The organism is Alteromonas sp. MmMcT2-2 (assembly GCF_022348305.1).
In the GTDB taxonomy this organism is placed as follows: domain Bacteria; phylum Pseudomonadota; class Gammaproteobacteria; order Enterobacterales; family Alteromonadaceae; genus Alteromonas; species Alteromonas macleodii.
Genome location: NZ_JAKRFA010000052.1, coordinates 1 through 22,802 on the forward strand (window position 1 = coordinate 1; position 22,802 = coordinate 22,802).

Here is a 22,802-nt window from a genome sequence, read left to right on the forward strand (position 1 = left end):
AGTGAAAATACTTCAACGAGAAGCCGGATATACGGACGCAAACCATTTTAGTCAAAACAGCATGTTTACTCTTGCAATAATGGGGGAGACCATATACAGACCCTAGTGACTTATCCGTTGGCTTGCTCTTTTTTAAGCTTCGATTCCTTTTTGAGTTTTGACACCACAGAAAAAGCTTCAAGCATAACAAGCACAGACACAATAAGTACTACTGCGTCTAAGAATACCAATAGATAGTTACCTTCAACGTAGTATTCTTTAAGTTTAATAAGCCCAGCAAAGAAGGCCATAATCAGTACAAACACCATTGGAATCAGCGTATATTTCGCTGGTCGACCTAATTTAATCAGCATAACCGAGATTACTAACAGGGTTAAACTGGCTAGTATCTGGTTAGTAGAACCGAATAACGGCCAAATAATCATACCGCCACTGCCTGACGCACCACCTGCACCGAAGGCCAGCAATAAACAACATCCAACAGCTACGAGCGTTGCAACCACGCCGTTCTTTAGTGCACCAATTGAATAGATATCGCCCCATTCTTGGATTATGTAGCGCTGCAGACGCACGCCCGAATCCATGGTGGTGCCAGCAAATAGAACAACCATTACCGCAAGGATCGTTGACGAGAAATCTACCGGTAACCCCCAACCCTGCTGAATTAGGTTCGCACCACCAGTGATAAATGCACCCACGCTACCCGCACCCAAGTGGCTGTATACTTCGTGCCATTCTTCTGGAGAAGCTGCAAACGCAACGCCGCTTACAGCGACAATGGTAATAAGTGCTAGTGAGCCTTCACCGACCGCGCCTAGATAACCAACAAAGCGTGCATCGGTCTCTTTGTCTAGCTGCTTAGAGCTGGTACCTGAAGACACAATACCGTGGAAACCAGAAACAGCGCCACACGCAATAGTAACGAACAACAGCGGGATTAGACTTGGAGAATCGACAGCGGTTTGAGCGTTAAACGCTGGCGCCGTGATATCCGGCATAGCAAAGAACACAGCACCATAAAGCAGGAACAAGCCAACAAGTAATTGCATACCGTTAATGAAATCACGAGGCTGTAACAGCATCCAAACTGGTAACAGCGATGCAATAGCGGCGTAAATAAATAAGATAATGATCCAGTTTGCTTTATCTGCTAAACCAAACATGGTTTCCGGCAGACTTAGTGGGATATAACTGCCCGCATACACCGATGCGTAAAGCACAATAATCCCCACAATACATAAGGGTATGAGGCTGAAATTACGTTTAAGCAATTGACCTATGACTAATGCAACTGCGATTGCCATCCAAGCTGGGAATACCGCATTGGGTTGGGAGACAAAAGAGTTCGCGATAACCACGCCAAATACCGCATTAACCATTAAGAGTACTAGGAAGATCACTATCATAAATAGTGAACGAGAGCGTTTTCCGATGACGGTCTCAGACAGCGCGCCCATTGATTTGCCTTTGTGGCGTGCGCTGGCCCATAAGGCGCCCATATCGTGCACACCGGCAAATAATATCGTACCGAACACAACCCAAAGTACCGCAGGAACCCATCCCCAGTAGACAGCAATAGCTGGACCTACGATGGGTGCTGCCCCCGCCACGGAAGTGAAATGGTGCCCCCACAATACAACTTTATTGGTGGGAACATAGTCCACCCCATCTTTCATTGTATGGGCTGGTGTTACAAAACTATCATCCAACTTAAATATACGGCTCGCAATAAACTTCGAATATACGAACCAGCCGAGCAACATTCCGATGATGCCCAGTATAACAATGGCAATAGACTGCATACTGTCGTCCTAATTTGTTTTATCGACAGGCCCTAGGGTCTATTGTTCTTTGGTGTACGAATTTTGGTTTAAACGTACAACAAAGGTCAGCAGCCCCTAGCCTGTTGATTTTCTTATTTTCAGTTCAAACATTACACCAATTATCGGTGGCGAAAGGTCATACCTGAATAAGAAAACACCTATTTAAGGTATGCCCAACGTACTGTTGCGCATATTTAAACATGCGACAAGGCAAGGGCCTGACACATTAGACTAAAGTCTAACTCAAAGTTTGGGATTTAGCTGTAAGGCTTTTGAGGTTTATTAGCGATGATTCAGCGGTGAAACAGGAAAGCGCAAAACAGACATTAATTGCCTGCTGTTCTCCACATTAGTAAAGGTCGCGGTGATAACGTCCTTCGTCAGCTAGCGCATTGTAGGCTTGCGCTTCAAGTATGGACTGCAAAGCCATGTCAACGCCTTGGCCCATTCCCTCAAAATGCCCACATACGTATACTTGTCCGGTATCGCCTAAGAAGGATTTAACCTCATCTCGCTGCTCAACAAGACGCTGTTGAACATAACCACCACCTTTCTGTCGGGAGAAAATAACTGACTTTTTAAAAATACAGTCACTATTCTGGAAAGGCGATAGCGTTTTATCAAGCACATCATCTTGCATGGGATGACGTTCGCCAAAAAATATCCAAACTGGCCCAGCGTTCTCAAGCAATGCGCGTTTTGCAAGCTGAGCTCGTACCCCCGCAATGCCGCTACCCGCAGCAATTAATAACAATGGGCACTGAGTATTAGTAATAATAGCGCTGGTATTTTTCCGAATGTAGGCCTGTACTGACTGAGATACAGGTAAAGAACGGGTAAGTAATCCAGAACCTAGCCCAAGTTGGCCGTTGTCTTTAACCAGCTGTCGAACTACGAGCTTTACGTCGTGTTCTTGTGGTACCGACGCAATGGTGTAGCTTCGGCTTACAATCGGTGACTGCCCTTGCTGAGGAATAAGGACTTCCAACACGTCTCCCGCTTCCCATTGTTCATGTAATTCTTGTGTATGATTAGAATGGTCAACGTTCAAAGACAAGCCGAACAGGCCTGGCGACGCTGAGTTCGAAGGTTTGCTCTCAGACTGGTTAGAGGGTTCGTTTGAAATCTCGCCAGAAGCTAGACTTATTTCATTTAATTGAACCCGATTTTTCAGTGTGAAAGCATGGGTGGGGTGCTGTTCATCCTGTGGCAACGAACCAAGCAAAGACAAATGCTCACCTTTCCCTGAATCTAATGTCGTTAGCGGAGAAAGCGCACGTGCGCCTAGTGCACTGATATTATCAAACAACGTGACTGCGAATTGGCAAAACGCGGCGTATTGCTTATCGCCTAATCCCACCACTTCAAAAGACAGGTGGGACAGGTAATCAGATTGATTCGACGACGCTTTTTTTAGCGCTTTACTAAAGGTTCTACCCGCATCAGGGGGTTCGCCTTCACCGTAGGTACTCACAACAAAAATGACTTTCGACACACTACTTAACGTGTTGAGTTTCAAAGATGCCATGGACACTACCGACGTTTGCTCTTGCTGTGATAGCGCCGCGGCCTTTGCGCGGGCAATTTTTTCGGCCGTACCGGTTTGGCTTGCGTATACGACAAGGGTCTCCTCGCCTGATACCGCATAGTTGTTTTGCTTTCGATATTTAAAAAATAACACCGCTACCCACAGCATATACAGGCCAATGCTTACTATTGCTATGAGTAGACGGTGTGTTTCTGTCATGTGCTTAACTTTTATGCCGTTGTATTGAAATGGCTAGAGACATTAGAGGCTGTTGCTCTGTGAGTATTCAAAGAACGTTTACAGCCCCTAGCTGCGCAATAACGTACGGTTATTACAGCGGAAGTACTTCAAATGTGCCTGAGTAGCTACCGTTACGAGACGTTGCAGGCTTTTGCGCTTTATCGTCTTCATAGCCAATTTCTACAAAGTACATACCGGCTTGCGGCCATGTAATTTCAATCTGACCATTTTTGTCAGACGTGACTTTAATCGTTTCCTGATCATTTCTGTAGCGCATACCACCGCGCACAACTTCCACCTCGGCGCCAACCGCAGGCTCACCGTCAATAAGTAACTTGAACGTTGCCGTTTCGGTGGCGAATAAATCATTAGGGTGAGTCACTGGCACTAGCTCTAAACCCACGTTATCAGGCGTGAACACCTTGTTCGATGGCGCACCAAGAGTAACAAACGTTTCTACGCGGCGAGAGCTTTGCATTACGCGAAGATCTTTTGCTTTCTTAGGCACGGCTGTTGCGAACTCTTCCGGCTTATATTCTTCACCACGGCCGGGCCACATCTTGCGCTTTCCTTCTTCATCTCGCCAAAATGCGCGAATGCCATTGCTGGCAGACGTAAGTTTGTATGTACCTTCTTTGTTTAATTTCAAATCGAACGTGGTTCGGTACTTACCGCGCGCCATATTTTCTACGTCTACGGCTTCACCTTCTGGTGATTGAACCACTAAGTTACTGGCGTTCATTGCGAAGTGGTCAGGGTGAAAAATAGTATTTGAAATAGCAGCATCAAACGTCACGTAAGCTTCTTCACCTGATAGTACGGTAGAGCTTGGAAGTAACCACGCGCGATGCGCACTGGCTGAAAATGACACGGCAAGTGTTGCTGCTAGCGCAATGGCTGAAGCTTTTACTGATAGTTTTTTCATAATGTCCTCTTATTGGATCTCTACTGAGTGAGCGTTGAATTAGCGCCTCAGCAGATTAGTCTTCCAGACGCAGTACAACACGCCCAAGTTCTGAATTTCCTTTCACTTCTACCGGTAGTGACGCAGCAGATAGCGGTAATGAAAATGGCAGAGACAGTACTTCTCTTCCGCCTACTTCTCGTGATGCCTCAACGCGAAGCGTGTAATCGCCCTCTGGCAGTTCTACTAGCGCCTTATTTAACTGCGAATCAAGGCTGTAATCGCCTGGGCCTTTTGTTGCACTGGTAAGTCCGTCATAAGGCAAATCAAGGCTTCGCCCACCACGACGCCACCATTGGCGCAAGTCTTTAAGCCATTCTTTCCCTTTGTCTTCACGCATTTCAACGTCGTACCATACGGCGACTTGAGTAGCCTTGCGTTTACTGTCTTCAATCCACACGGCAAGATAAGGTTTGTGATATTCAGCCACATCAAGTTGCGGTAAGGCCACGTCAAGTTTGGCTTGGCTTGCAGCGTGAATAGCGCCAGAGGCAAATGTCATACTTAATAAAGTCGATGCGATAACTGCGCCTTTTCGCATTTTCATGTAAACACTCCTTAAAATTGTGTAGGTACGTGCCACTAGCGTCGCGCTAGTGCACAAACAGTAAAATAATGACAAACGGGATGAGCACACCGAGCGTAGTAATGGGCCAAGTAGACGCGCGCGTTTTCGAGTGACGCATTAATAGTTGCAGCCCTGTTACGCTAAAAACAATGCAGGCAACAGCGAAGATATCGATAAACCAGCGCCAGGCATTTCCCGTGTTCCGCCCTTTATGCAGGTCATTGAAATAAGATATCCATCCTCTATCAACGTTTTCATAAGTCACTGTGCCAAGTTCAGCATCTACTGCTATCCAACTGTCAGCACCGGGTCCGGGCCACGCAGCATAAAATTCAATACCATCCCACTCTCCCGTCACCGATGAAGGTAGTGAAATGCCCTCTTGCGACTGCATAAACGCGACGAGTTCGCTTGGAATGGCTATGTCACCGGTGTCCAGAGAAACCAATTGTTCGACAACCAACGGTGGTAAGCTTGATTCAGCTGACGTTACAGTTCTGTTCGCCGGAATGTCTGCAGCGTGATTTAGCGTAATCCCCGTTAGGGCAAATAACATCATCCCGACCAGACAGACTGCGCCACTAATCCAGTGCCATTGGCGGATGCCGCCTAAAGAAAAACTCATAATTTCGTTGCTAACTCTCTGTACTACTCGGTGATATTGATTAATTCAACGGGCTAGATAATACAGATATTTCCACCCTTTTCAATGTAAATGAGATTTATTCTCATTATTGTGTTTTTTGCTCAACAACCTTTAAGTATTGCTTCACTTTTCGCGTAAACGAGGCCCCCAAAAAGCGACAAGCAATAGGTAATTACACACCACGGTGTAAAGGGTAGGTAAATAGGTAAACGTTGCTGAAACCATCACGCTTGCAAGCTGTAAAAGCCCTATCCATACCACCACGCCAATTTCGGTCTTCCACACGTCTATGCAGTTCATGAGGCTTATTGCCATAAGCAAATACGCCAAACTATGAAGCACAATTAAAAGTAGTGGTGAAGGTGTACTGGTTAGTCGAGTGATACCGGCATGCTTCTTGTTGCCAAGCGAGAGTAGTAAGAAACTCAAATAAGTAAGCACAAATGCGAACACCACATCCAGAATGATACTCATATTAATGCCTCGCTGTTGTCACCTTGCGGCTTATCTTGGCGAGTTCTGTCTTTTCGCTTAGGTGACGGAGTACTGCTCACCCGTTTTGCTTTCACGGCTTTGGCTTTTTTGACGTGGTAAGCAGCATAGCCGAGTACTGCCGCAAGTGTTATGCACATAAGGTCAAAACCCACTCTCAGGCTATCACCATTTGCAACCGCGAAATCTAAGCCTGTTGCTGAGGTGAGGTGGTCAAGCAAAGGTACAAGCGCAAACAACACTGCTGCAAAGCCAAGTTGAATTACCCACCCTTTTTTGTCTCGCCAAATAAACCCTGCAACCACACACACCAGCCATATTGCGAAAAACACCTTAATTTCCCATAAGCTTCGAGACGTTAGATCAGCAGGAAGTAGTCTATTTACCCAAAAGTAGCCACCGGTCGCACACATTAATCCTGCAATGCAGCCTATATTACTGCCTCTGACCAATTCAAAACCAAACTCTCCAAGCTGCTGCTTTGCCCGTTTCACTACCCACAAAACAGAGCCCGTTCCCACCATAATGGTACCCAGAATACCGGCAAAAAATAGTAACCAGCGAGTAAGGGTATCGGCGAAGCGCGCTTGATGTAGCATATCCAAATAGTTATACGTCGCCTGGCTGGCGTTAGCGGCTACTGAGGCTGGGCGCTCGTTAATGACTTCGCCTTGTGCGTTAAATACCAGCGCACTACTTCCTCCACGCCCCGCACTTAACTGCGTTCTGTTGTTCCCACTTAGCGTAAACTGAGCGTTAGCTTTACCCGGGTGAGTAATAGATAGGCTTTCAACCGGCACCTGCCATGTGCGCTCAGCGTGAGCAATCATCGAAGAGATGGGTAAGGCCAATAAGGCATTAATGTCTGGTGAAGCTAGATTTTGCTGCTGCGCATTCTGGCGTACTTCTGTACCTTGAGGACGGTGCCGCACGCGCTCCTCGCTGTTAAAAGGCAATAGCGTGGCGCCTAATAGAATCAAACCAGAAAAGGTGATCATGATATGAAATGGTAGTGCTAATACCGCACTTATGGCGTGCCCATCTATCCAGCTCAGCAGCTTCTTCTTTGGCCTGAACATAAAGAAATCGGCAAAGATTTTTCTGTGCATGATGACGCCGCTGATAATAGCAACAAACATCATCATACTGACTACGCCTACTATCCAGCGTCCAACGGTTCTGTCTATGCCGTATAACTCGAAATGAAAACGATAAAGGAAGTTGCCACCGGCCGTTTCCCTTACTTTTATCTCTTCACCCGTGGACGGGTTCAACATGACCCGTGGACCTCGACGACGCTCGTTACCTGCATTAGCGTCGCGCCACGACAAGTCGAGTGTATTCGAGCGCGCATCTGGTAGTGAGAGTTGCCATTCACTTGCATTGGGCGCATTGATCGCAAGATAACGTAAACCGTGCTCTAGCGCCTTTTCGCTGGGTACTGCGGCGTGTTGTTCTGGCTGCATCCAATAGGTTATTTCGGTTCTAAAAAACGACAGCGTACCGGTAAAAAAAATCGCAAAGAGTAACCAACCAACAAGTATCGAGCTCCAAGTATGAAGCCACGTCATAGACTTTCTGACATTCCCTTTCATGTTAAAGCCCTGTACTGATTGAATAAAGACATAAGGCTAACGCAGAGAGCGCTGTCATTATGATGGACGCCTTTTTCGTCGTATCAAAGATGAACGTAAAAAGGATGAAGGTGCAGTAAACACAAAAGAACAGCATTCTTACCAGCACTTCGTGCTCTCGTCCGTCAGCCCCTATAAAATTGGCGATAGCACTGCTTAGCCACGCTGAAAAAGCGTAGCCCAGTGCCACAGCAATCAGCGTTCTAAGTGCGACATCCAATCGTTCACGATTTATGGCGACGCGGTTCACCGTTTGGCTTTTCATATTGTGTTCTTCACTAGGTTTTCTAGTGACTGGATGTTGCCAAGTAAATCAGAACGGGATGGGTACGATTTATAGACTTGTCGTAAAAGCGTAAGTGCATCTTGGTACTGACGCTGATCTATGGCAATTTGCGCACGCCCGAGCATGGCGCGCTGTTTAACGTCGGCGAGTGACTCAGCTCGTAGATAGGTCATTTTGGCACGTTCGACGTTGTTCTGCTGACGATAAAGTGAAGCAAGAGACAACAGCGCCTCACCATTGTCAGGGGCGTCAGCAATGGCTTTGGTTAAAAGGGAAATTGCCGTTTTGCTTTGCCCTTTGCCCATAGCTAACTGAGCTTTAAGTACATTAAGCGTAGCTGCTTTAGAGGTCGTGAGCTTTTTCACATTGTTGTCGGCAGCTTGCGTTAATTTACCTAAATCAGACCACTGCTCATTAGCCGCTAAGTAAGCCGCTATTTTGGAGTAAGCGTCGAAGCCTTCCCCATCTTTGTCGGTAATGAAAGTCTTCGCATGGGTAGCCAGTATGTCTGCTGCGCGCCGCGGACTGCCGTCAGAAACGTGCAATTTGGCCACTGAAATCAAGTTCGACAGCGAGCGGTCACCTAAAGAAAGGGCAGTCTCTAAGCTGCTCAGCGCCTTTACCATGTCACCCTGCTTTAACGCTATTTGTCCCCGTTGGAGCCAAAGCTGCTGATTACTTTCATCATCTACCAACATTTCGCTTAGCAAGCTTTCCGCCTGTGCAAGTGCATTACTTTCAATAAGCGCGAACAATAAACCTTGATACCATTGCTTGTTTTCAGGTTCGAGCATCAACGCATTTTGATAAGCACTAATAGCGGTGACAGGTTTTCCAAGCTGAACATTGGTATAGGCTAGCTGCCCGAAAAGTTGGGCATCTTGAATACCTAGTTCTACGCTTTTAGTTAAATGAGTGCGTGCTTTGGCCAATTTATCTGTCATTAAATACGCCATGCTCAAACTTCTGTGCGCCGATGGAAGGTTTGGCATAGCATCGATAACGTCTAACAGCACTTTTTCGGCAAGTGCGTAGTTTTTCTCATTCAATAGCACTTGTCCGTAAAGCTCACGCAAGCGTGGACTAAATTGAGAAATATCTTGGGTTGCAAATGCGCTGGCAACGTTTGAATAATTGCCTGCTTGCAAGTCGGCCTGAATGCGCCCGATAAACTCACCTTCTTCACGGGATATACGTTCACGATGATCATCTCTATGATGCTGACGCATGACAAACTGCCAATCGGGTTCTTCCAATTCCACCGTTATTTTCGCACTTACTGGCTTAACAAAAGCCAGCGCGCTCACTACACAGCTGAGGACAGTTACGGCTGTAATCTTGTTTAACATTGTCTCAATCAACCTCTAAATTCTTTAGCTTCTATTTCGCTTTATTGCGCTAAACTAGGCCTTTAATAGGCTTCTATTAGGCCTCTATAACTACAGGCCAAATAAAACGCGCCTTCACCGCTTCATCTTCTTTGTAGGGCGATGTAAATTTGCTGGCTTTAACAAAACGCATTATTTCTTTATTGAGCTCGTGATGCGGGTTCTCGACAATATCCATCAGCTTTACGTTGCCGTGTTCGTCAATAATGACGTCGAGCTTTACAATCACCCGCTTGATGCCTTGCTTTTTAAGTCGTTTGGGGAAACGTATTTTGACCGGAGTCAGCAAGGTAGGCTTTGAATCCAGTTCGCTTAGCCCAAAGGCGTCCAATTCAATATCAGGCATATCCCATTGGGTTTGGGTCACTTTGACATTTGGCATGTCGGGCTTTGGCACTTGAATATCTGGCTCAACACTTAAATCCGCCATGGTCATGGCTGCGCCACTGCCCTCTACCTGCATAACAAGTTCAGTCTCTTCCACTACATTTTGCGTTTTAGGGGGCGGCGGTGGTGGAGGCGTTACCGCAATGTCTAACTTGCGCACAACCATAGTGTCGGGCTGCAGATTAGACAAAAAGTGCCCTAGCCACATAACGCCAAGCGCACTAACGAGCACCGCACCGCTAAGTAGAGAAGGTTGAAGATTGTATTTCATTGAATTTTGCCTCGTTCGCTATGGCTTCAAAGTGGCGAGATTTACCGTGTCGGCACCCGCCAGTTTGGCTTCATCTATGACTTCTACCAGTAATTCAGAGCGAACGGCTTTATCTACCTGAATGACTACTGGGCGTTGTTCTTTCATCAACAATTGCTCAACGGTAGAGCGCACACCGCTCACACCGATATTGGCACTGTCATACACCACTTCACCGGTTCGGGTAATTGCCAGCATAATGGCCATTTGATCGAGCTTTTGTGCTGATATTGCCTGTGGTTTATCTACCTCTACCCCAGTCTCTTTTACAAACACTGTTGAAACGATAAAGAAAATTAAAAGTATAAAAACCACGTCTAGTAGCGGAGACATATCAATGCCTTGCGCTTGCTGGTTTTCAAGGCGTCGCTGTAATCGACTTGCCATGTTTACGCCTCCCTTGCTACGGCACGCTTTACCGCACCATTAACAAACATCAACAAAAGCCAGCCAGGAATAGCCAAGGTTAAGCCAAGCTGAGTGGTAAAAAGTGCATCGGCAATGCCACCAGTGACGACTTGACTATCGACACCTAACGACATCATTCCGGTGAAGCTCACTTGTAGGCCTGCTATTGTTCCTAGCAGGCCCATCAAGGGAAGAGCACTAACCAGCACGGCAGGTACCATTTCTCGCTTTGTTAGCTCTTTCTCTCCATCACGCACTTGGGCTATCTCTTTGCGTGTAGTAAACAACACAAAGATTTGCTGGTAAGCAAACCATGCCACCAGCAGCATTAACCAACACAATGCATTCCCCGCTAGCTGTTCAATCATTAGCTTGCGCTCGCTTGCTTTTGACCATCACTCTTTTGGTCGCTTTTCTCAGCAACGTCAGGCTCGTCATTGCTAAGTACAAGCGCGAAACTTTCGAGCTCTTCGTAGTAATGTCGCGCTTTGCGAGAGAGTACGGCATTTAGAATTAATGCCGGTATGGCCACAACTAAGCCTAACTCTGTCGTAACTAAGGCTTTAGCGATCCCGCCAGAAATAACTTCGGGGTCGCTTGAGCCAAATGCCGTCATCATTCTAAAGGTTTCAATCATGCCGCTTACCGTACCTAGAAGACCTAGCAAGGGTGCAACGGCAGCAGTTACAGCAATGGTGCCGTTGTATTTTTCTAGCTTGATTTTGTCTTGCTGGAGTGCAGAAAACAGTTCGTCGTCGCGTTCAGTTGGCGTGCTTGCACGCTTAGTTATGTCATACAGCTCGCGCTGCATGCCATCAAAGAAGCCCACACCTGAACTGCCCACCATGTTCACCAGAGCTTTGCCTGATGCTACTTGCTTAACCTTCGGTAAGCGCCATAGCTGAATAACTTTAAACAGTGCGATAAGTGTAGCGAGAAGGGCAAACAAAACGATAGGGATCACCCACACTCCGCCTTTCACTACATGTTCAATTACCCCTTCTGACGCTTGCTCGCGCGTTGCTGCGCGGCCAAGGGTAGGATCTATTTTAATGCTGCCATTGCCGCTGCTTGCCAAGCTTGCAAGGCTTTCGGTATCCGTATCTGAAAAAGTGGACGTAGAGGTAAACAGGTCTTGCTTACGCTCTGCCGTACCCGCAACGTTTTGTGCTTGCGCCAGATACCACGTCACCGGGCCAAGAGTAAGCACTTTTGCTTGGGTCACTTCGCCATTCGCCAGTACAACCTTTCCTGCACTGAAATTAGGGGTTTGTTGATTGGCAAACTCTTTCGCTTTTTCACCCACTTTCTGGACTTTGTCAGACAAGCTCATTTCGCTTAATGACAGACTGTCTACACCAGTTTGAAGCAGGAAACGGCTCAACAAATTTTGTTGGAACTCTTGTTGCTCGCTCCAGCTCGATAGGCGATTTTCTAACTGTGAAAGACTAAGGGTTCTTTCGTCCATTTTACGGCGGGCTACCGTGGTTTCATTGCGCAGTTTCATTACCTGCTGTTCAAGCGCACGCAATTCATTAGCCAGCGCTACCCGCTCTTTACTAATTTTACTTTCAGTGCGATCCAGACGCGCTTTCGCGTCTTTAATATTGGCCAGCATGCTATCTTCAGGCGCTGCCACTGCCGGTACACAAACCACAGCTGCACACAAAGCAACACATGCTGCGATGAGAAAGGATCTCAACATTGGATTAAATGTTGTGAGGACGTGAGATAAGCATTTCATTCACCTTCTCCTTGAGCCAGCGTAAGTGGTAAAGAAACAAAATCGGGCTCATGCTTCTTCTCGAAAATAGCAACGGCAAGGGCCACCGCTTTGCTATCTACATTGTCACTAAATTGCCACTGCCATTCCCCGTTTCGAACGCGACCCACACCCTGATATTGACCATCGGCGTTGGTAAACCACGCATAGCTGCTGCCAACAAAGAACTGCTTAACTAATACATCTTTGTCATCAGGAGCACGCATTACGGTTTCGTTAACCAGAAGTTTGCTATTGAATTGCGCAAGGGATGAAAGTTTTGCAAGGGTGACCTGAAGCTTATTTGACGTGTCGGCGTCAGCCGCTAATTCGGCTTGCTCTTTATCCCACGTCTGGCGAATAATTTCAGGCAGCGACGAGTAAAGGCTGTCTACTTGGCCTACTACTCCAGTCAATGCACGCTCTACCCCACCCTGTTGTGCTTCAAGCTCACTTTGCTCAGAAAGCAGTGCTTCTCGCTGGGCTTCTACGTCGGTGGTTGCAGCCTTACTTTCGTCAATCATACTCTGCAGCTGAGTACGTTCAGCTTTAAGCAGTTGAATACGCTGACGCAATGCAGGCTCTGATTCACGCCACTCGTTTTCTAGCTTTTGCGTCTGGCGCTCAATGCTAATCCACTTTTCAGTGAGCCCGTCGATATCGCTGGCTTTTGTTGCTGCCATCACAATACCTGATGAGGCCACGGCAAGTGATACCAGTACAAAAGAAAGCGCTGCACTTCTTTTAACTTTCATTCAAATCCCTTACATCTCTTGGCTGAATTAATGAGATTGCCGGCACGTCGATATCGCTATCGAGGCCGGCATTTTTAATGTCTTGTTACTGCTTGCTAAGTATTAGAACTGGTAAGTAGCAGACAACAAGAAGCTTCTTTCTGGTTCATTGAAAGTATTCGCCCCTGCGTTAGATGCTTGTGTACCTTCACGCTTAACGCTTTCGTTAAACAAGTTCTTAACCGACACGTTGAAGCTTAAGTTTTCGTCAAACGCGTAAATGGCGTTAATGTTGGTTATGGTATAGGCTTCGCGATCATCAGCTTCGATAACGGCGCCCGAATTAACGCTGGCCGTAGGGCTTTCTGTCTCACCGTAGTGTTGAGCGCTAAGCACAAGCTCAAGTGCATCGGTGGCTTGCCAGCTTATTAGCGAGTTCACTGTGTAGTCAGGAACGATAGATAATGGCTGGCCAGTAGATTTATCTTCTGACTCAAGCATCACGGTAAAGTTGGTCGACCACTCAATAGTGCTGGTTACAGGGAACAACAAGTTACCTTCAAGGCCAGAAATAACCGCTTCAGGAACGTTAAACCACTGGAATACCTGAACGTTGGCCTCGCCACCTTCTTCGCCAGGTAACACATACTCTGGCGGTACATTACCGGTGCCAATTTTGTCTTTATAGTCGTTGTGGAAGTAAGTAATACCCGCGTTCAAGCCCTCTTCGTTGGTGTAGTTAACACCAATTTCTTTGTTTACTGAGGTTTCGTGCTCTAGGTCAGGGTTTCCTAGAATGTGACACCCGCCACCTAGGTTAGAGAAGTCAACTGGGCAACCATTACCTCGGGTGTAGTACACGTAGTTAGGGTTTAATTGATAGAGATTTGGTGCTTTAAAAGCACGGCTAATACCACCTTGAACCACAATATTAGGCGATGCCTGCCATGATGCATTCAAGCTCGGGCTAAGGTTTGTACCCGCTTTGCTGTGATCATCAAAACGTAGTCCAGGCGTAAGGGTGATTGAATCCGTTAGCATGATGTTGTCTTCAACATACACACCTACAAGCGTGGCGTCGGTTTCAGATGGACGATTTTCTGGGTCAGTCTCTACACCAGGAATAGTGCCGTCATCAACCACATTCAGAGAAAGCTGATTGCTAACTGAATCGTCTAGGGTCTCTTTGCGGTATTCCGCACCAAACGTTGCGGTTTGATTGAAGCCGCCTAACGTTAAAGGCACATTCCACTCGGTCTTTGCCGTAATGTTCTCTAATTTGATGGTGGTCATCTCAAGGCTATTAATGCGACCTTCACCACCACCTGCAGAGCCTTCACCTAAACGGCTGTTAGACGTGCTTTCGTATTGGATATAGCTAAATGAATCGCCGAAGTCATACTCACCATTGTGTGTTACGCCGAACGTACGACGGTGCATTACTAGTGTTTCTTCACCAATTAGGCTCTGAGCATCAGTTTCTGCCAGGTCTTCAGGTTCAGGTATGATGACGTTGCCGTTTTCGTCAACGGGGTAGCTTACGCCTTGAAATGCATTGTCACCGGCATAGCGGTTGCCTTGGCGGCTATAGGCTGCTTCAAAGTCCCAGCGATTAATATCATCTTGGTCGAAGCGAACAAGAGTACGCACGTCGATATTTTCAACACCTTCACGTCCTGCACCTACCGCTTTTGCTGTACCGCCGCGGCCCGTTGTTACGTCTGTTGCGTCTAAATTTACGCGTGGGTCGTCAGCGTCCTGTTCGTTGTAGTTAACAATAGTGCGGTGAGAGAAACGCTCAGATAAAGGCGCACTTGTTACTAGGTTAAAACGACGGTTGTCGCCTTCGTATTTATTTGAAGAAAGCTCGGTCTGAGCGGTGATAGAGGTAGAAGCTTCATCAGGAGACTTAGTGATAATATTGATAACACCACCTGATGCGCCAGAGCCGTAGCGAGCCGCTGCTGGACCACGAATAACTTCAATGCTCTCAATCGCTTCAGCTGGAACCCAGTTGCTGTCGCCCTGTGTGTTTCGCTCGCCTGAACGGCCCATTTTTACAGAGTTACGCGACAACACTGGCTTGCCGTCAATTAAAATAAGCGTATTTTCTGGACCCATTCCGCGAATGTCGATTTGACGTTTGTTGCCATACTGTCCTGAGCTTGAGTTACCTGTAAGGTTGATACCCGGCATGGTTCTTACAATTTCAGCGATATCGTTAGTGACAGGACGACGTTTGAAATCTTCTTCCGTAATGATAGACACGCCTTGGGCTTGCTTCAGCTCTTCAGACGCAGATTGCACAACGGTGGTGTCGAGCGTTTCTATCTCTTCGCTTTGCGCCAGCACACCCGCTGACAACATGGGAAACAGGGTTCCTAACAAAATAATGCGCTTACCATTTACAGGCATTTGATAATCCTTAATGTGTTGAGTGTTGGCCAGCCAGTGGCTCGCCATTTCAAAATGTTGTGTCTTGTTACGCGCGGCTTAACTTCATAAATGGCTCTAACGCCAAACATGAGCAAAGCACTAACTATTTGAGTTAGGGCAATTGGTGTGATTATTGTTATTCCAAGAAAGAATGCCCAAAAGTGAGACTATCCGTAGAAACTTGCATCCCCTGTCTGTCATAGGGAATTTTCATCGCTTTATTTCTCTTCTTATTTGCAAGAAGTGGCTAATCGTGCTCAAATCGCACTGCATCTTAATGACAATTATTATCATTTGCAATTTAATTAATATTGAAAGGCTTTTTACTTTCTTTACATAAAACTGACGAATATGCTTAAAACACCGCTAAATACAATTCCTAAAACCCTTGCAGCACTGTCTGATTACGAGAACCTGGCTCGGGAGCGACTAACCCCACAATCGTGGGCATATATTGCCGGTGGCTCTGCAGATGAATTGTCGATGCGAAGAAATCGAGAAAAATTAGACGGCCTGTGTTTACTTCCCCGCGCTTTGAAAGATGTCAAACTGGGGGGAACTAAAACCACCTTGTTAGGGCAGCAGTTTGAACACCCTATAATTTCAGGGCCTGTTGCTTATCAAGCGTTAGCGCATCCCGATGGTGAGATTGCGACGGCGATGGCAACACAAGCTCAAGGCGGCTTATGGGTGATGAGCACACTAGCCAGTTGCTCCTTTGAAGATATATCTAATCAGGTGGAAAGCCCCCGCTGGTTTCAACTCTATGTTCAACCTACCCGTTCACAAACTCTAGAACTCATACAAAAAGCAGAGCACTTTCAGTTTTCAGCATTGGTAATCACCATCGATGCGCCAATTAACGGCTTGCGAAACCGTGAGCAGAGAGCTGAATTTTCGCTCCCTCCAAATGTTCGCGCGGTCAATATAGATACGCCTCCTCCCTTAGTGCACCCCGGAGAAGGCAAGAGCGTGGTATTTCAAGGGCTTATGGCACAGGCTCCTACATGGGACGATATTGCTTTTATCCAGCAACACACGTCTTTGCCCATTGTGTTGAAAGGTATTCTTAATCCACTGGACGCTCAAAAAGCAGCGGAACTTGGCGTAGCGGGTATTGTAGTGTCGAATCACGGCGGCCGTGCTTTGGACAGCGTGCCTTCACCGGTAGAAATGCTTCCTATTATTCGCCAAACGGTTGGTGATGAAATGATGGTACTGGCCGACAGCGGTGTGCGCAGAGGCGCTGATGTGGTAAAGCTCATTGCACTGGGTGCTAACGCCGTGCTTATTGGTCGGCCTCTGATGTACGGGTTAGCCACGGCGGGGGCATTAGGTGTTGCTCACACTATTCGATTGTTGAGAGACGAGCTTGAAATGACAATGGCGCTTTGCGGCGTAGGCTCCATAGAAGAAATAAATAAGCACTGTTTATGGCCCACAGCTTAGTCAATTTCTTAGAAAATTTCACCGCGCAAACACGCATTACTTGCAGGTCTTTAAGCTTAGGTTTCACTCCACTGTCTTAACAGATTGTGATACACACCCGAAAGCCTGACAATTTCAGCGTTATTAGGCGTCTCGGCGCTAAGTGCCTGAATACTCATATCTAAGTCGTACAGAATACGGCGTTGTTCAGCACTTCTTACTAAACTTTGCATCCAAAAAAAGGACGCGAGCCGACGGCCTTTTGTAACTGGCGTCACTCTATGTAAGCTGGTCGAGGGATACATCACCATATCGCCCGCAGCGAACTTCACACGTTGTTCTCCATAGGTATCTTGGATTACGAGTTCTCCCCCTTCATATTCTTCGGGCTCACTGAGAAAAACCGTCATTGAGATATCTGTACGAACCTTAACAGCGGTTCCTGCCACTCGCCTAATGGTATTGTCGATATGATCGCCAAACTCTCCTTCACTCTGATAGCAGTTGAACATGGGAGGGTATATTTTGTTTGGTAATCCTGCTGCAAGAATATGCTGCGACTGACCCATCAAGCTCAAAATGAAATCTCCGAGCTGACGTGCCGTGGGAGAATCTTCAGGCAACTGCAGGTTTTTCTTGGCATGTAACGCTAAATGCCCCGCTGTTACAGCGCCATCAACCCAATCGGCTTTCTCAAGAAGCGACACCGCATCGGTGACTTCTTGTTTGGTAAGGAAGTTCTCAATTCTAACCAGCATGATGTTCCCATTGTGGCAAAGCGAGTAAAATATAAAAAACCAGCCAGAGGTCTTTTTACCTAAGGCTGGTTTTATAATAACGAATACTCAATTAGAAAGTATAGTTAGCAAAGACAGCTACACTTCGAGGGTTCCCTGGACGGAAGTGCCCTTTAGCGCTGTAATCTACCACGTACTCTTCATCTGTTAAGTTATCAACGTTTAACTGAAGCTTTAAATCCTCTGTCACTTGATAAGATGCCATTAGGAAAAGCGTAGTGTAAGAATCGACCGTGAAATAAGCCGTATTTCTGCGCCAGTAGGTTTCACCAGAGTTGTAATAGATACCACCGCCCACATTCAGTTTGTTATCCATTGCAGCATAGTTAACCCAAATGTTAGCCGTATCATCTGGCGACGCTTGTAGACCGTTACCGATAGAATCCGCTGTCGTGTCCTGGGTAACTTCAGTATCTAAACTCGCATAGTTTGCAGAGATTGATAGTGAGTCCGTTAGCATACCTGTAACACTGACTTCATAGCCTTTAGACTCTTGCTCACCCGCTAGCGAATACACTGTGACACCGTCTTCAATATTTTGTGAATCGACCACGTCTTTCGTAGTTTCAAACACAGCACCGCTAACAAGTAGCTGGTCGTTAAAGAACTGCCATTTCACACCAAGTTCAGTTGTTACTGCATTTTCAGGCCTTACCGCATTTTGCGCGGCGTTGGTTGATAGCGCTAACGCTACGCCGGGCGGCTGCTTAGAATTACTGTGACTTAGGTAAATATTACCGTTCTCTGTAGGCATATAGCTCACCGCTGCACCGTAGCTAAAGTAGCTGTCTTGAGCGTCGAGCCCATCGAAATAACCGCTACGTCGACCACACGCAGAACCGGAGATATCAAAATCGTCATAACGCGCATTTATGTCTACTTGAAGGTGCTCACCGACTTTGATGGTATCTAGAAGATATAAGGCTACCGTGCTCGCATCACCCGAAGTGTCATTGCCGCTACGCGTTGTACCACCTGTTACAAACACGTTGTTTTGCAAGTCGAAAGGGTTAATGGTGGGAGCTTCCAACACATTGCCTTGCCCATCGACATAGGTGTAATTTGCTGTCACACCAAAACTGGTACGCTCTTCTTCTGCTACTTCTGCACCCAGCACAACTCGATGCTTCAAAGCCCCAGATTCAAGCGAAAGAATTGCGTCTAGTTGTGATACAAATAAATCAGTCTCTTCGTCCAATGCTTGCAAGCGCTCAGCATTCAATAGGTTAGCTTCTTCACCTGAATTCCACCACGGACGACCAATTACTGACTCTTTTTCGTTGCTACCAAAACGGGTTTGGCTACGAAGCGTTACCACGTCGTTTACTTTGTGATTGATAACTAAGGTGTACATTTGTGTCGACACTTCTTCGAAATCGCGGCCCGGCACACTGTAATATTCGTCCCATAAACCCGAATCTATCGGTCCTTCGGGCTGACCTGTAGCTTCTGCAGCCGCTGAAGTTAGGAAGGGAAGACCAAGCACCGGAACATTATCCTGCTCCATCACAAATACATCAAGGTTTATGTCTGTTGCTTCATTCACTTTATAAAGTAATGAGCCCGCCGCACCAGTGGTTTGGTATTCCTCAACGCCATTGTCAAAGAAGTCACCGCCATCGCTATATAACAGGTTTAAACGGCCGGCAACATTCTCAGAAAGCTTCTTATTGTAATCCAGTGTTACACGTGCGTTTTCGAAGGAGTCATAGCGACCTGACACTGCACCAAAATACTCAAGTCGCGCACGTTTAGTTGCCAGGTTAACGCTACCACCACCGGTAGAGCGGCCGTCTAACGAGCCGCTTCCGCCCTTGATAACTTCTACAGCTTCGTAGTTGAAGGTATCGCGGCTGTAACCGGCTATATCGCGAATACCGTCTACATAGATATTTGAGCGTGCATCAAAACCACGAATGGTGACCTTGTCGCTGGCAGACACGACACCGCCACCACCTTCACCACCACCAAACGTTGATACGCCCGCAACGTTTCGAAGCGCATCGTTTAAGTTGGTAATCCCCTGATCTTCAAGAAGGCGTTCTGAAATCACGTTGATCGAACGAGGGGTATTCGCGATGGGTTGCGTTAGCTTTACTGAAGAGGTTTCGTCAACTTTATAACCCGCTTCTTCGGTAGCTTGAACCTTAGTGGTTTCTAACTCTTGAACTGCGGTATTCTCTTGTTGAGCGAGTGCGGTTCCAAATGGTATTGCTGCGGTGACTGTCAGCGCTAGTGCGCTTTTTTTTGTATTCATTTTCTTCATGAAAAAGAAGTCCCTTTAGTGCTTTTAAGTGTGTGATTAAATGCCTAAATGTACCGAGTTGAATTTTGGCACCGAGTAAAATACAGAGAGATTAAACTGAATGCAAATTATTATTATTTGCATATGCTTTTACAAATTTACACTAAACTGACAGTCAGAACTGATAAAACGCGGGTTGATTAAGAATAAGCACAAGCTTATATGGCTTTCTTTTTCATTGGCTAAAGGTGTTTTGTAACAGTATGGTTTTGTAGAATTGAGCTAGAGATTCTGTAAGAAAAATGCCCTTAGTTCATCATAAGTCATATAAGACTCTGGAGTTTCATGGGCAATGAGGTATTCCGCATGAGACAGCCCTTCCACAATCTCAAGTTGACTCGTACCGTTGAAATCGCGAATTTTTCTATGCAGACGGACTGCATCACTTAAAAATAGATCGCGTGTTCCTGCCACGATGAAAACAGGCGGAAACGAAGTAAAGTCACCATAAATAGGCGAAACACTAGGGTGTGATAAGTCGATAGTTCCAGCGTAAAGCGCTGCCGCAGATTGTAGTAGCCCTTCGTAGGTAACCAGCACACGATCAGCACCTTCATTAACTTGTCGACTATCCCCTGCCTGCGTTAAATCTACCCATGGTGTGCCTGTATAGATAGCGCAAGGAAGGCTAATACTCTCGGCGGCCAGTGACTGTACAAGCGCTAGAACCAGCCCGGCGCCTGCGGATGTCCCTCCAACGAGTATGCGACGACTGTCGACGCTATCTAAAAGCGCTAGGTATACAGCTTTTAAATCACAAAGCGCGGCAGGTGCTGGGGAATTTGGCGGCATAGCGTAATCTACACTCAATACGGTTATTCCTAACCGTGATGCAATCAATAAGCCTTCTTCAATACTCGGTAAGCCACCAAAAAGTACATAGGCGCCCCCATGCACGTCTATATAAACATGGTTTTCAAAATGCGGTGACACCTCTTTCGGTGTGAGCTTACGAACTGTTACGCCGGCTATTTCCAGTAATTCCACACTGACATCTAATTGCTTGCGCATGTTCTTTATTTTTTTCTTTTGCTGCGCATTTCGTTGCTGCACGAGGTCCCGCCAACGTGCAGCATCTTGAGGTACCGTTGCCTTAACCTCTGCGATAGGTGTCGTCGGAAATTTTTCGATAGCATGCTTAAGAGCATCACTAACGGTCTGTGTTTTTGGTTCGTTAGGTTTTGACATTATTTTTGAAGTGTTAACGTTAATAAACAGCGAGTTGGTGCCAAGAATGTATGAATCCTACCAGCCTACACCGAATATGGAGTGCTTAGCGTAACGTATTCACTCGCCCGAAGCTTCAACATATAGTTTATACCAGTCCGCACAGATAATTACTCACTCAGCGAGAGTTAAAATGTTCGCGACCGCGGCGTGTTACCACAGGTATAGTGGTTCTACATCAAAGTGACGCAACAAAGTGTAATAAAATCTGTATTGAAGATCAGTCCTTACTTGGTTGTGCATCTGATATGATTGGAAATACTAGTCGAGCGCAGCGTGTTTTGAGGGCAGACAGGAAGAATTAAGCTGCATGTAGCCAATACACTCTAAGACATCTTGGTAGAATAATTAATAAGGATATATACAATGAAAAGAATACCCCTTCGTAAATGGGCAATGGCGGCAGGTTTCGCTATTTCGGCAACAGCCTTTGCAGGAAATGTAGAGCACGACCAGACCTCAGTTTGGAAAGTGTCGAAAGGCGATGATGCGGTTTATGTAGGTGGTACAATACATATTCTGCCAATCTCTGAATTTCCATTGCCTGCTACGTTCACTGAAACCTATGAAAAAAGTGACACTTTAGTTTTTGAAGTAAAAATGCCTGCCCCAACGGATATTGAAGGTCAGCAAAAAATGATGGCTGGGCTAGCTTACAAAGACGGTAAGTCGCTTAAAGATGATGTATCAGAAGAGACCTATCAGGCTCTCAATGTATATTTAGCCAACTTTGGCGCAACAGCCGATCAGTTAGCGCAATTTAAGCCAGGCATGGTTGCATCAATGCTGGTAGCTATGGAAGCACAACGCTCTCAGTTAGCTGGACAAGGTGTAGATGCCTACTTCATGCAGTTAGCTGCTCGCGACGGAAAAGCCAGTGAATATCTGGAATCGTTAGATTTTCAAATCAGTATGCTTGCCAATATGGGAGCCGGTGAAGAAGACCGCCTCATTTCTGAAACTTTGGAAACGCTACCAGAACTAAAAGACATGCTTAAAAGCACCATAAAAGCATGGAGAGAAGGGAATACTCAGAAAATCGATGAACTGGTGGTAGACACATTCAAACGTGAATCTCCCGCTTCGTACGACGATGTTTTTACTAAGCGCAACCAAAACTGGCTACCTCAAATCGAAGCCATGTTTGGCGATGATGACCAAGAATTTGTCTTAGTCGGTGCTGGCCACCTAGTTGGCGATGACAGTGTTATCGCCTTATTAAAAGCGAAAGGCTACAAAGTCGAGCAAATGTAACCCCCTTGTTGCTACCGACCTAAATATCAAAGCTAGGCATAGTCCTAGCTTTTTTATGCCTATTACAGAGGGAAATCGCAGGCATAAAAAAAGCGCACCTAAGTGCGCTTTTCTTGGCTTGTGTTGCTAAGTCTAGATTAGTCTAGGATCTTAGATACAACACCAGCACCTACTGTACGACCACC

20 protein-coding genes are annotated in these 22,802 nt (G+C 46.4%); 2 read left to right on the top strand and 18 right to left on the bottom strand.

From position 1 onward, the window contains the following. Positions 1–110: 110 nt before the first annotated feature. From MHM99_RS18630 to MHM99_RS18700, 15 genes are all read right to left on the bottom strand, one after another. The gene (locus MHM99_RS18630) at positions 111–1,802 is read right to left on the bottom strand and encodes a carbon starvation protein A (RefSeq protein ID WP_014951015.1); all 1,692 of its coding nucleotides are present in this window, start codon (positions 1,800–1,802) and stop codon (positions 111–113) included. A 370-nt stretch (positions 1,803–2,172) separates the two neighbouring features. Beyond that, positions 2,173–3,570: a flavodoxin domain-containing protein gene (locus MHM99_RS18635; protein WP_239220282.1), complete on the bottom strand. Its 1,398-nt coding sequence runs from the start codon at positions 3,568–3,570 to the stop codon at positions 2,173–2,175. Between the two features lie 112 nt (positions 3,571–3,682). Further along, the gene (locus MHM99_RS18640; protein ID WP_014951017.1) at positions 3,683–4,516 is read right to left on the bottom strand and encodes a DUF4198 domain-containing protein; all 834 of its coding nucleotides are present in this window, start codon (positions 4,514–4,516) and stop codon (positions 3,683–3,685) included. A 55-nt stretch (positions 4,517–4,571) separates the two neighbouring features. Beyond that, positions 4,572–5,102: a DUF2271 domain-containing protein gene (locus MHM99_RS18645; RefSeq protein ID WP_239220283.1), complete on the bottom strand. Its 531-nt coding sequence runs from the start codon at positions 5,100–5,102 to the stop codon at positions 4,572–4,574. A gap of 46 nt (positions 5,103–5,148) precedes the next feature. Next, the gene (locus MHM99_RS18650; RefSeq protein ID WP_239220284.1) at positions 5,149–5,748 is read right to left on the bottom strand and encodes a PepSY-associated TM helix domain-containing protein; all 600 of its coding nucleotides are present in this window, start codon (positions 5,746–5,748) and stop codon (positions 5,149–5,151) included. A 144-nt stretch (positions 5,749–5,892) separates the two neighbouring features. Further along, a complete protein-coding gene (locus MHM99_RS18655; RefSeq protein ID WP_014951019.1) occupies positions 5,893–6,243 on the bottom strand; it encodes a DUF3325 domain-containing protein in 351 nt (116 codons plus the stop codon). Then, a complete protein-coding gene (locus tag MHM99_RS18660; RefSeq protein ID WP_239220285.1) occupies positions 6,240–7,856 on the bottom strand; it encodes a PepSY-associated TM helix domain-containing protein in 1,617 nt (538 codons plus the stop codon). The genes MHM99_RS18655 and MHM99_RS18660 overlap by 4 nt, the downstream gene beginning before the upstream one ends. Position 7,857: 1 nt before the next feature. Next, positions 7,858–8,160 (bottom strand): hypothetical protein, encoded by a 303-nt coding sequence (locus MHM99_RS18665; RefSeq protein ID WP_049589007.1) that lies wholly within the window; start codon positions 8,158–8,160, stop codon positions 7,858–7,860. Continuing rightward, positions 8,157–9,530: a tetratricopeptide repeat protein gene (locus tag MHM99_RS18670; protein ID WP_049589008.1), complete on the bottom strand. Its 1,374-nt coding sequence runs from the start codon at positions 9,528–9,530 to the stop codon at positions 8,157–8,159. Before MHM99_RS18670 ends, MHM99_RS18665 begins: the two co-directional genes overlap by 4 nt. Before the next feature lie 76 nt (positions 9,531–9,606). Next, entirely contained in the window at positions 9,607–10,227 is a 621-nt protein-coding gene (locus MHM99_RS18675) for an energy transducer TonB (protein ID WP_014977608.1), read from the bottom strand. 18 nt (positions 10,228–10,245) lie between these two features. Next, positions 10,246–10,653 carry a biopolymer transporter ExbD gene (locus MHM99_RS18680; RefSeq protein ID WP_239220286.1) on the bottom strand — a complete coding sequence of 136 codons (408 nt, stop codon included), beginning with the start codon at positions 10,651–10,653 and terminating at the stop codon, positions 10,246–10,248. 2 nt (positions 10,654–10,655) lie between these two features. Next, the gene (locus MHM99_RS18685) at positions 10,656–11,042 is read right to left on the bottom strand and encodes a MotA/TolQ/ExbB proton channel family protein (protein WP_014951025.1); all 387 of its coding nucleotides are present in this window, start codon (positions 11,040–11,042) and stop codon (positions 10,656–10,658) included. Further along, on the bottom strand, positions 11,042–12,418 hold the full coding sequence (locus MHM99_RS18690; RefSeq protein ID WP_239220287.1) for a MotA/TolQ/ExbB proton channel family protein: 1,377 nt from the start codon (positions 12,416–12,418) through the stop codon (positions 11,042–11,044). Before MHM99_RS18690 ends, MHM99_RS18685 begins: the two co-directional genes overlap by 1 nt. Further along, positions 12,415–13,191, bottom strand: coding sequence for a DUF3450 family protein (locus MHM99_RS18695; protein WP_239220288.1), 777 nt, complete (start codon positions 13,189–13,191; stop codon positions 12,415–12,417). The genes MHM99_RS18690 and MHM99_RS18695 overlap by 4 nt, the downstream gene beginning before the upstream one ends. Before the next feature lie 102 nt (positions 13,192–13,293). Then, positions 13,294–15,585, bottom strand: coding sequence for a FepA family TonB-dependent siderophore receptor (locus MHM99_RS18700; protein ID WP_202941339.1), 2,292 nt, complete (start codon positions 15,583–15,585; stop codon positions 13,294–13,296). Positions 15,586–15,957: 372 nt separating this feature from the next. Between MHM99_RS18700 and MHM99_RS18705 the strand changes: the two genes are divergently transcribed. Further along, positions 15,958–17,055: an alpha-hydroxy acid oxidase gene (locus MHM99_RS18705; protein ID WP_239220289.1), complete on the top strand. Its 1,098-nt coding sequence runs from the start codon at positions 15,958–15,960 to the stop codon at positions 17,053–17,055. A 56-nt stretch (positions 17,056–17,111) separates the two neighbouring features. On the opposite strand, the gene MHM99_RS18710 is transcribed toward MHM99_RS18705, so the two are convergent. The 3 genes from MHM99_RS18710 to MHM99_RS18720 all read right to left on the bottom strand — a co-directional run bounded on the left by MHM99_RS18710 (position 17,112) and on the right by MHM99_RS18720 (position 21,324). Then, on the bottom strand, positions 17,112–17,792 hold the full coding sequence (locus MHM99_RS18710; protein WP_014951030.1) for a Fe2+-dependent dioxygenase: 681 nt from the start codon (positions 17,790–17,792) through the stop codon (positions 17,112–17,114). 91 nt (positions 17,793–17,883) lie between these two features. After that, a complete protein-coding gene (locus MHM99_RS18715) occupies positions 17,884–20,088 on the bottom strand; it encodes a TonB-dependent siderophore receptor (RefSeq protein WP_239220290.1) in 2,205 nt (734 codons plus the stop codon). 270 nt (positions 20,089–20,358) lie between these two features. After that, positions 20,359–21,324 carry an alpha/beta hydrolase fold domain-containing protein gene (locus MHM99_RS18720; protein ID WP_239220291.1) on the bottom strand — a complete coding sequence of 322 codons (966 nt, stop codon included), beginning with the start codon at positions 21,322–21,324 and terminating at the stop codon, positions 20,359–20,361. 405 nt (positions 21,325–21,729) lie between these two features. Between MHM99_RS18720 and MHM99_RS18725 the strand changes: the two genes are divergently transcribed. Beyond that, complete coding sequence (locus tag MHM99_RS18725; RefSeq protein ID WP_187447413.1) at positions 21,730–22,617, top strand: TraB/GumN family protein; 888 nt, start codon at positions 21,730–21,732, stop codon at positions 22,615–22,617. Positions 22,618–22,802 lie beyond the last annotated feature (185 nt).

Excerpts from the sequence above, each read along its gene's own strand:
- MHM99_RS18725 (WP_187447413.1), top strand. The coding sequence starts at position 21,730 with ATGAAAAGAATACCCCTTCGTAAATGGGCAATGGCGGCAGGTTTCGCT.
- MHM99_RS18660 (WP_239220285.1), bottom strand. The coding sequence starts at position 7,856 with ATGAAAGGGAATGTCAGAAAGTCTATGACGTGGCTTCATACTTGGAGC.
- MHM99_RS18700 (WP_202941339.1), bottom strand. The coding sequence starts at position 15,585 with ATGCCTGTAAATGGTAAGCGCATTATTTTGTTAGGAACCCTGTTTCCC.
- MHM99_RS18645 (WP_239220283.1), bottom strand. The coding sequence starts at position 5,102 with ATGAAAATGCGAAAAGGCGCAGTTATCGCATCGACTTTATTAAGTATG.
- MHM99_RS18630 (WP_014951015.1), bottom strand. The coding sequence starts at position 1,802 with ATGCAGTCTATTGCCATTGTTATACTGGGCATCATCGGAATGTTGCTC.
- MHM99_RS18695 (WP_239220288.1), bottom strand. The coding sequence starts at position 13,191 with ATGAAAGTTAAAAGAAGTGCAGCGCTTTCTTTTGTACTGGTATCACTT.
- MHM99_RS18670 (WP_049589008.1), bottom strand. The coding sequence starts at position 9,530 with ATGTTAAACAAGATTACAGCCGTAACTGTCCTCAGCTGTGTAGTGAGC.
- MHM99_RS18710 (WP_014951030.1), bottom strand. The coding sequence starts at position 17,792 with ATGCTGGTTAGAATTGAGAACTTCCTTACCAAACAAGAAGTCACCGAT.
- MHM99_RS18675 (WP_014977608.1), bottom strand. The coding sequence starts at position 10,227 with ATGAAATACAATCTTCAACCTTCTCTACTTAGCGGTGCGGTGCTCGTT.
- MHM99_RS18715 (WP_239220290.1), bottom strand. The coding sequence starts at position 20,088 with ATGAATACAAAAAAAAGCGCACTAGCGCTGACAGTCACCGCAGCAATA.
- MHM99_RS18685 (WP_014951025.1), bottom strand. The coding sequence starts at position 11,042 with ATGATTGAACAGCTAGCGGGGAATGCATTGTGTTGGTTAATGCTGCTG.
- MHM99_RS18690 (WP_239220287.1), bottom strand. The coding sequence starts at position 12,418 with ATGAAATGCTTATCTCACGTCCTCACAACATTTAATCCAATGTTGAGA.
- MHM99_RS18640 (WP_014951017.1), bottom strand. The coding sequence starts at position 4,516 with ATGAAAAAACTATCAGTAAAAGCTTCAGCCATTGCGCTAGCAGCAACA.
- MHM99_RS18655 (WP_014951019.1), bottom strand. The coding sequence starts at position 6,243 with ATGAGTATCATTCTGGATGTGGTGTTCGCATTTGTGCTTACTTATTTG.
- MHM99_RS18680 (WP_239220286.1), bottom strand. The coding sequence starts at position 10,653 with ATGGCAAGTCGATTACAGCGACGCCTTGAAAACCAGCAAGCGCAAGGC.
- MHM99_RS18635 (WP_239220282.1), bottom strand. The coding sequence starts at position 3,570 with ATGACAGAAACACACCGTCTACTCATAGCAATAGTAAGCATTGGCCTG.
- MHM99_RS18650 (WP_239220284.1), bottom strand. The coding sequence starts at position 5,748 with ATGAGTTTTTCTTTAGGCGGCATCCGCCAATGGCACTGGATTAGTGGC.
- MHM99_RS18665 (WP_049589007.1), bottom strand. The coding sequence starts at position 8,160 with ATGAAAAGCCAAACGGTGAACCGCGTCGCCATAAATCGTGAACGATTG.
- MHM99_RS18705 (WP_239220289.1), top strand. The coding sequence starts at position 15,958 with ATGCTTAAAACACCGCTAAATACAATTCCTAAAACCCTTGCAGCACTG.
- MHM99_RS18720 (WP_239220291.1), bottom strand. The coding sequence starts at position 21,324 with ATGTCAAAACCTAACGAACCAAAAACACAGACCGTTAGTGATGCTCTT.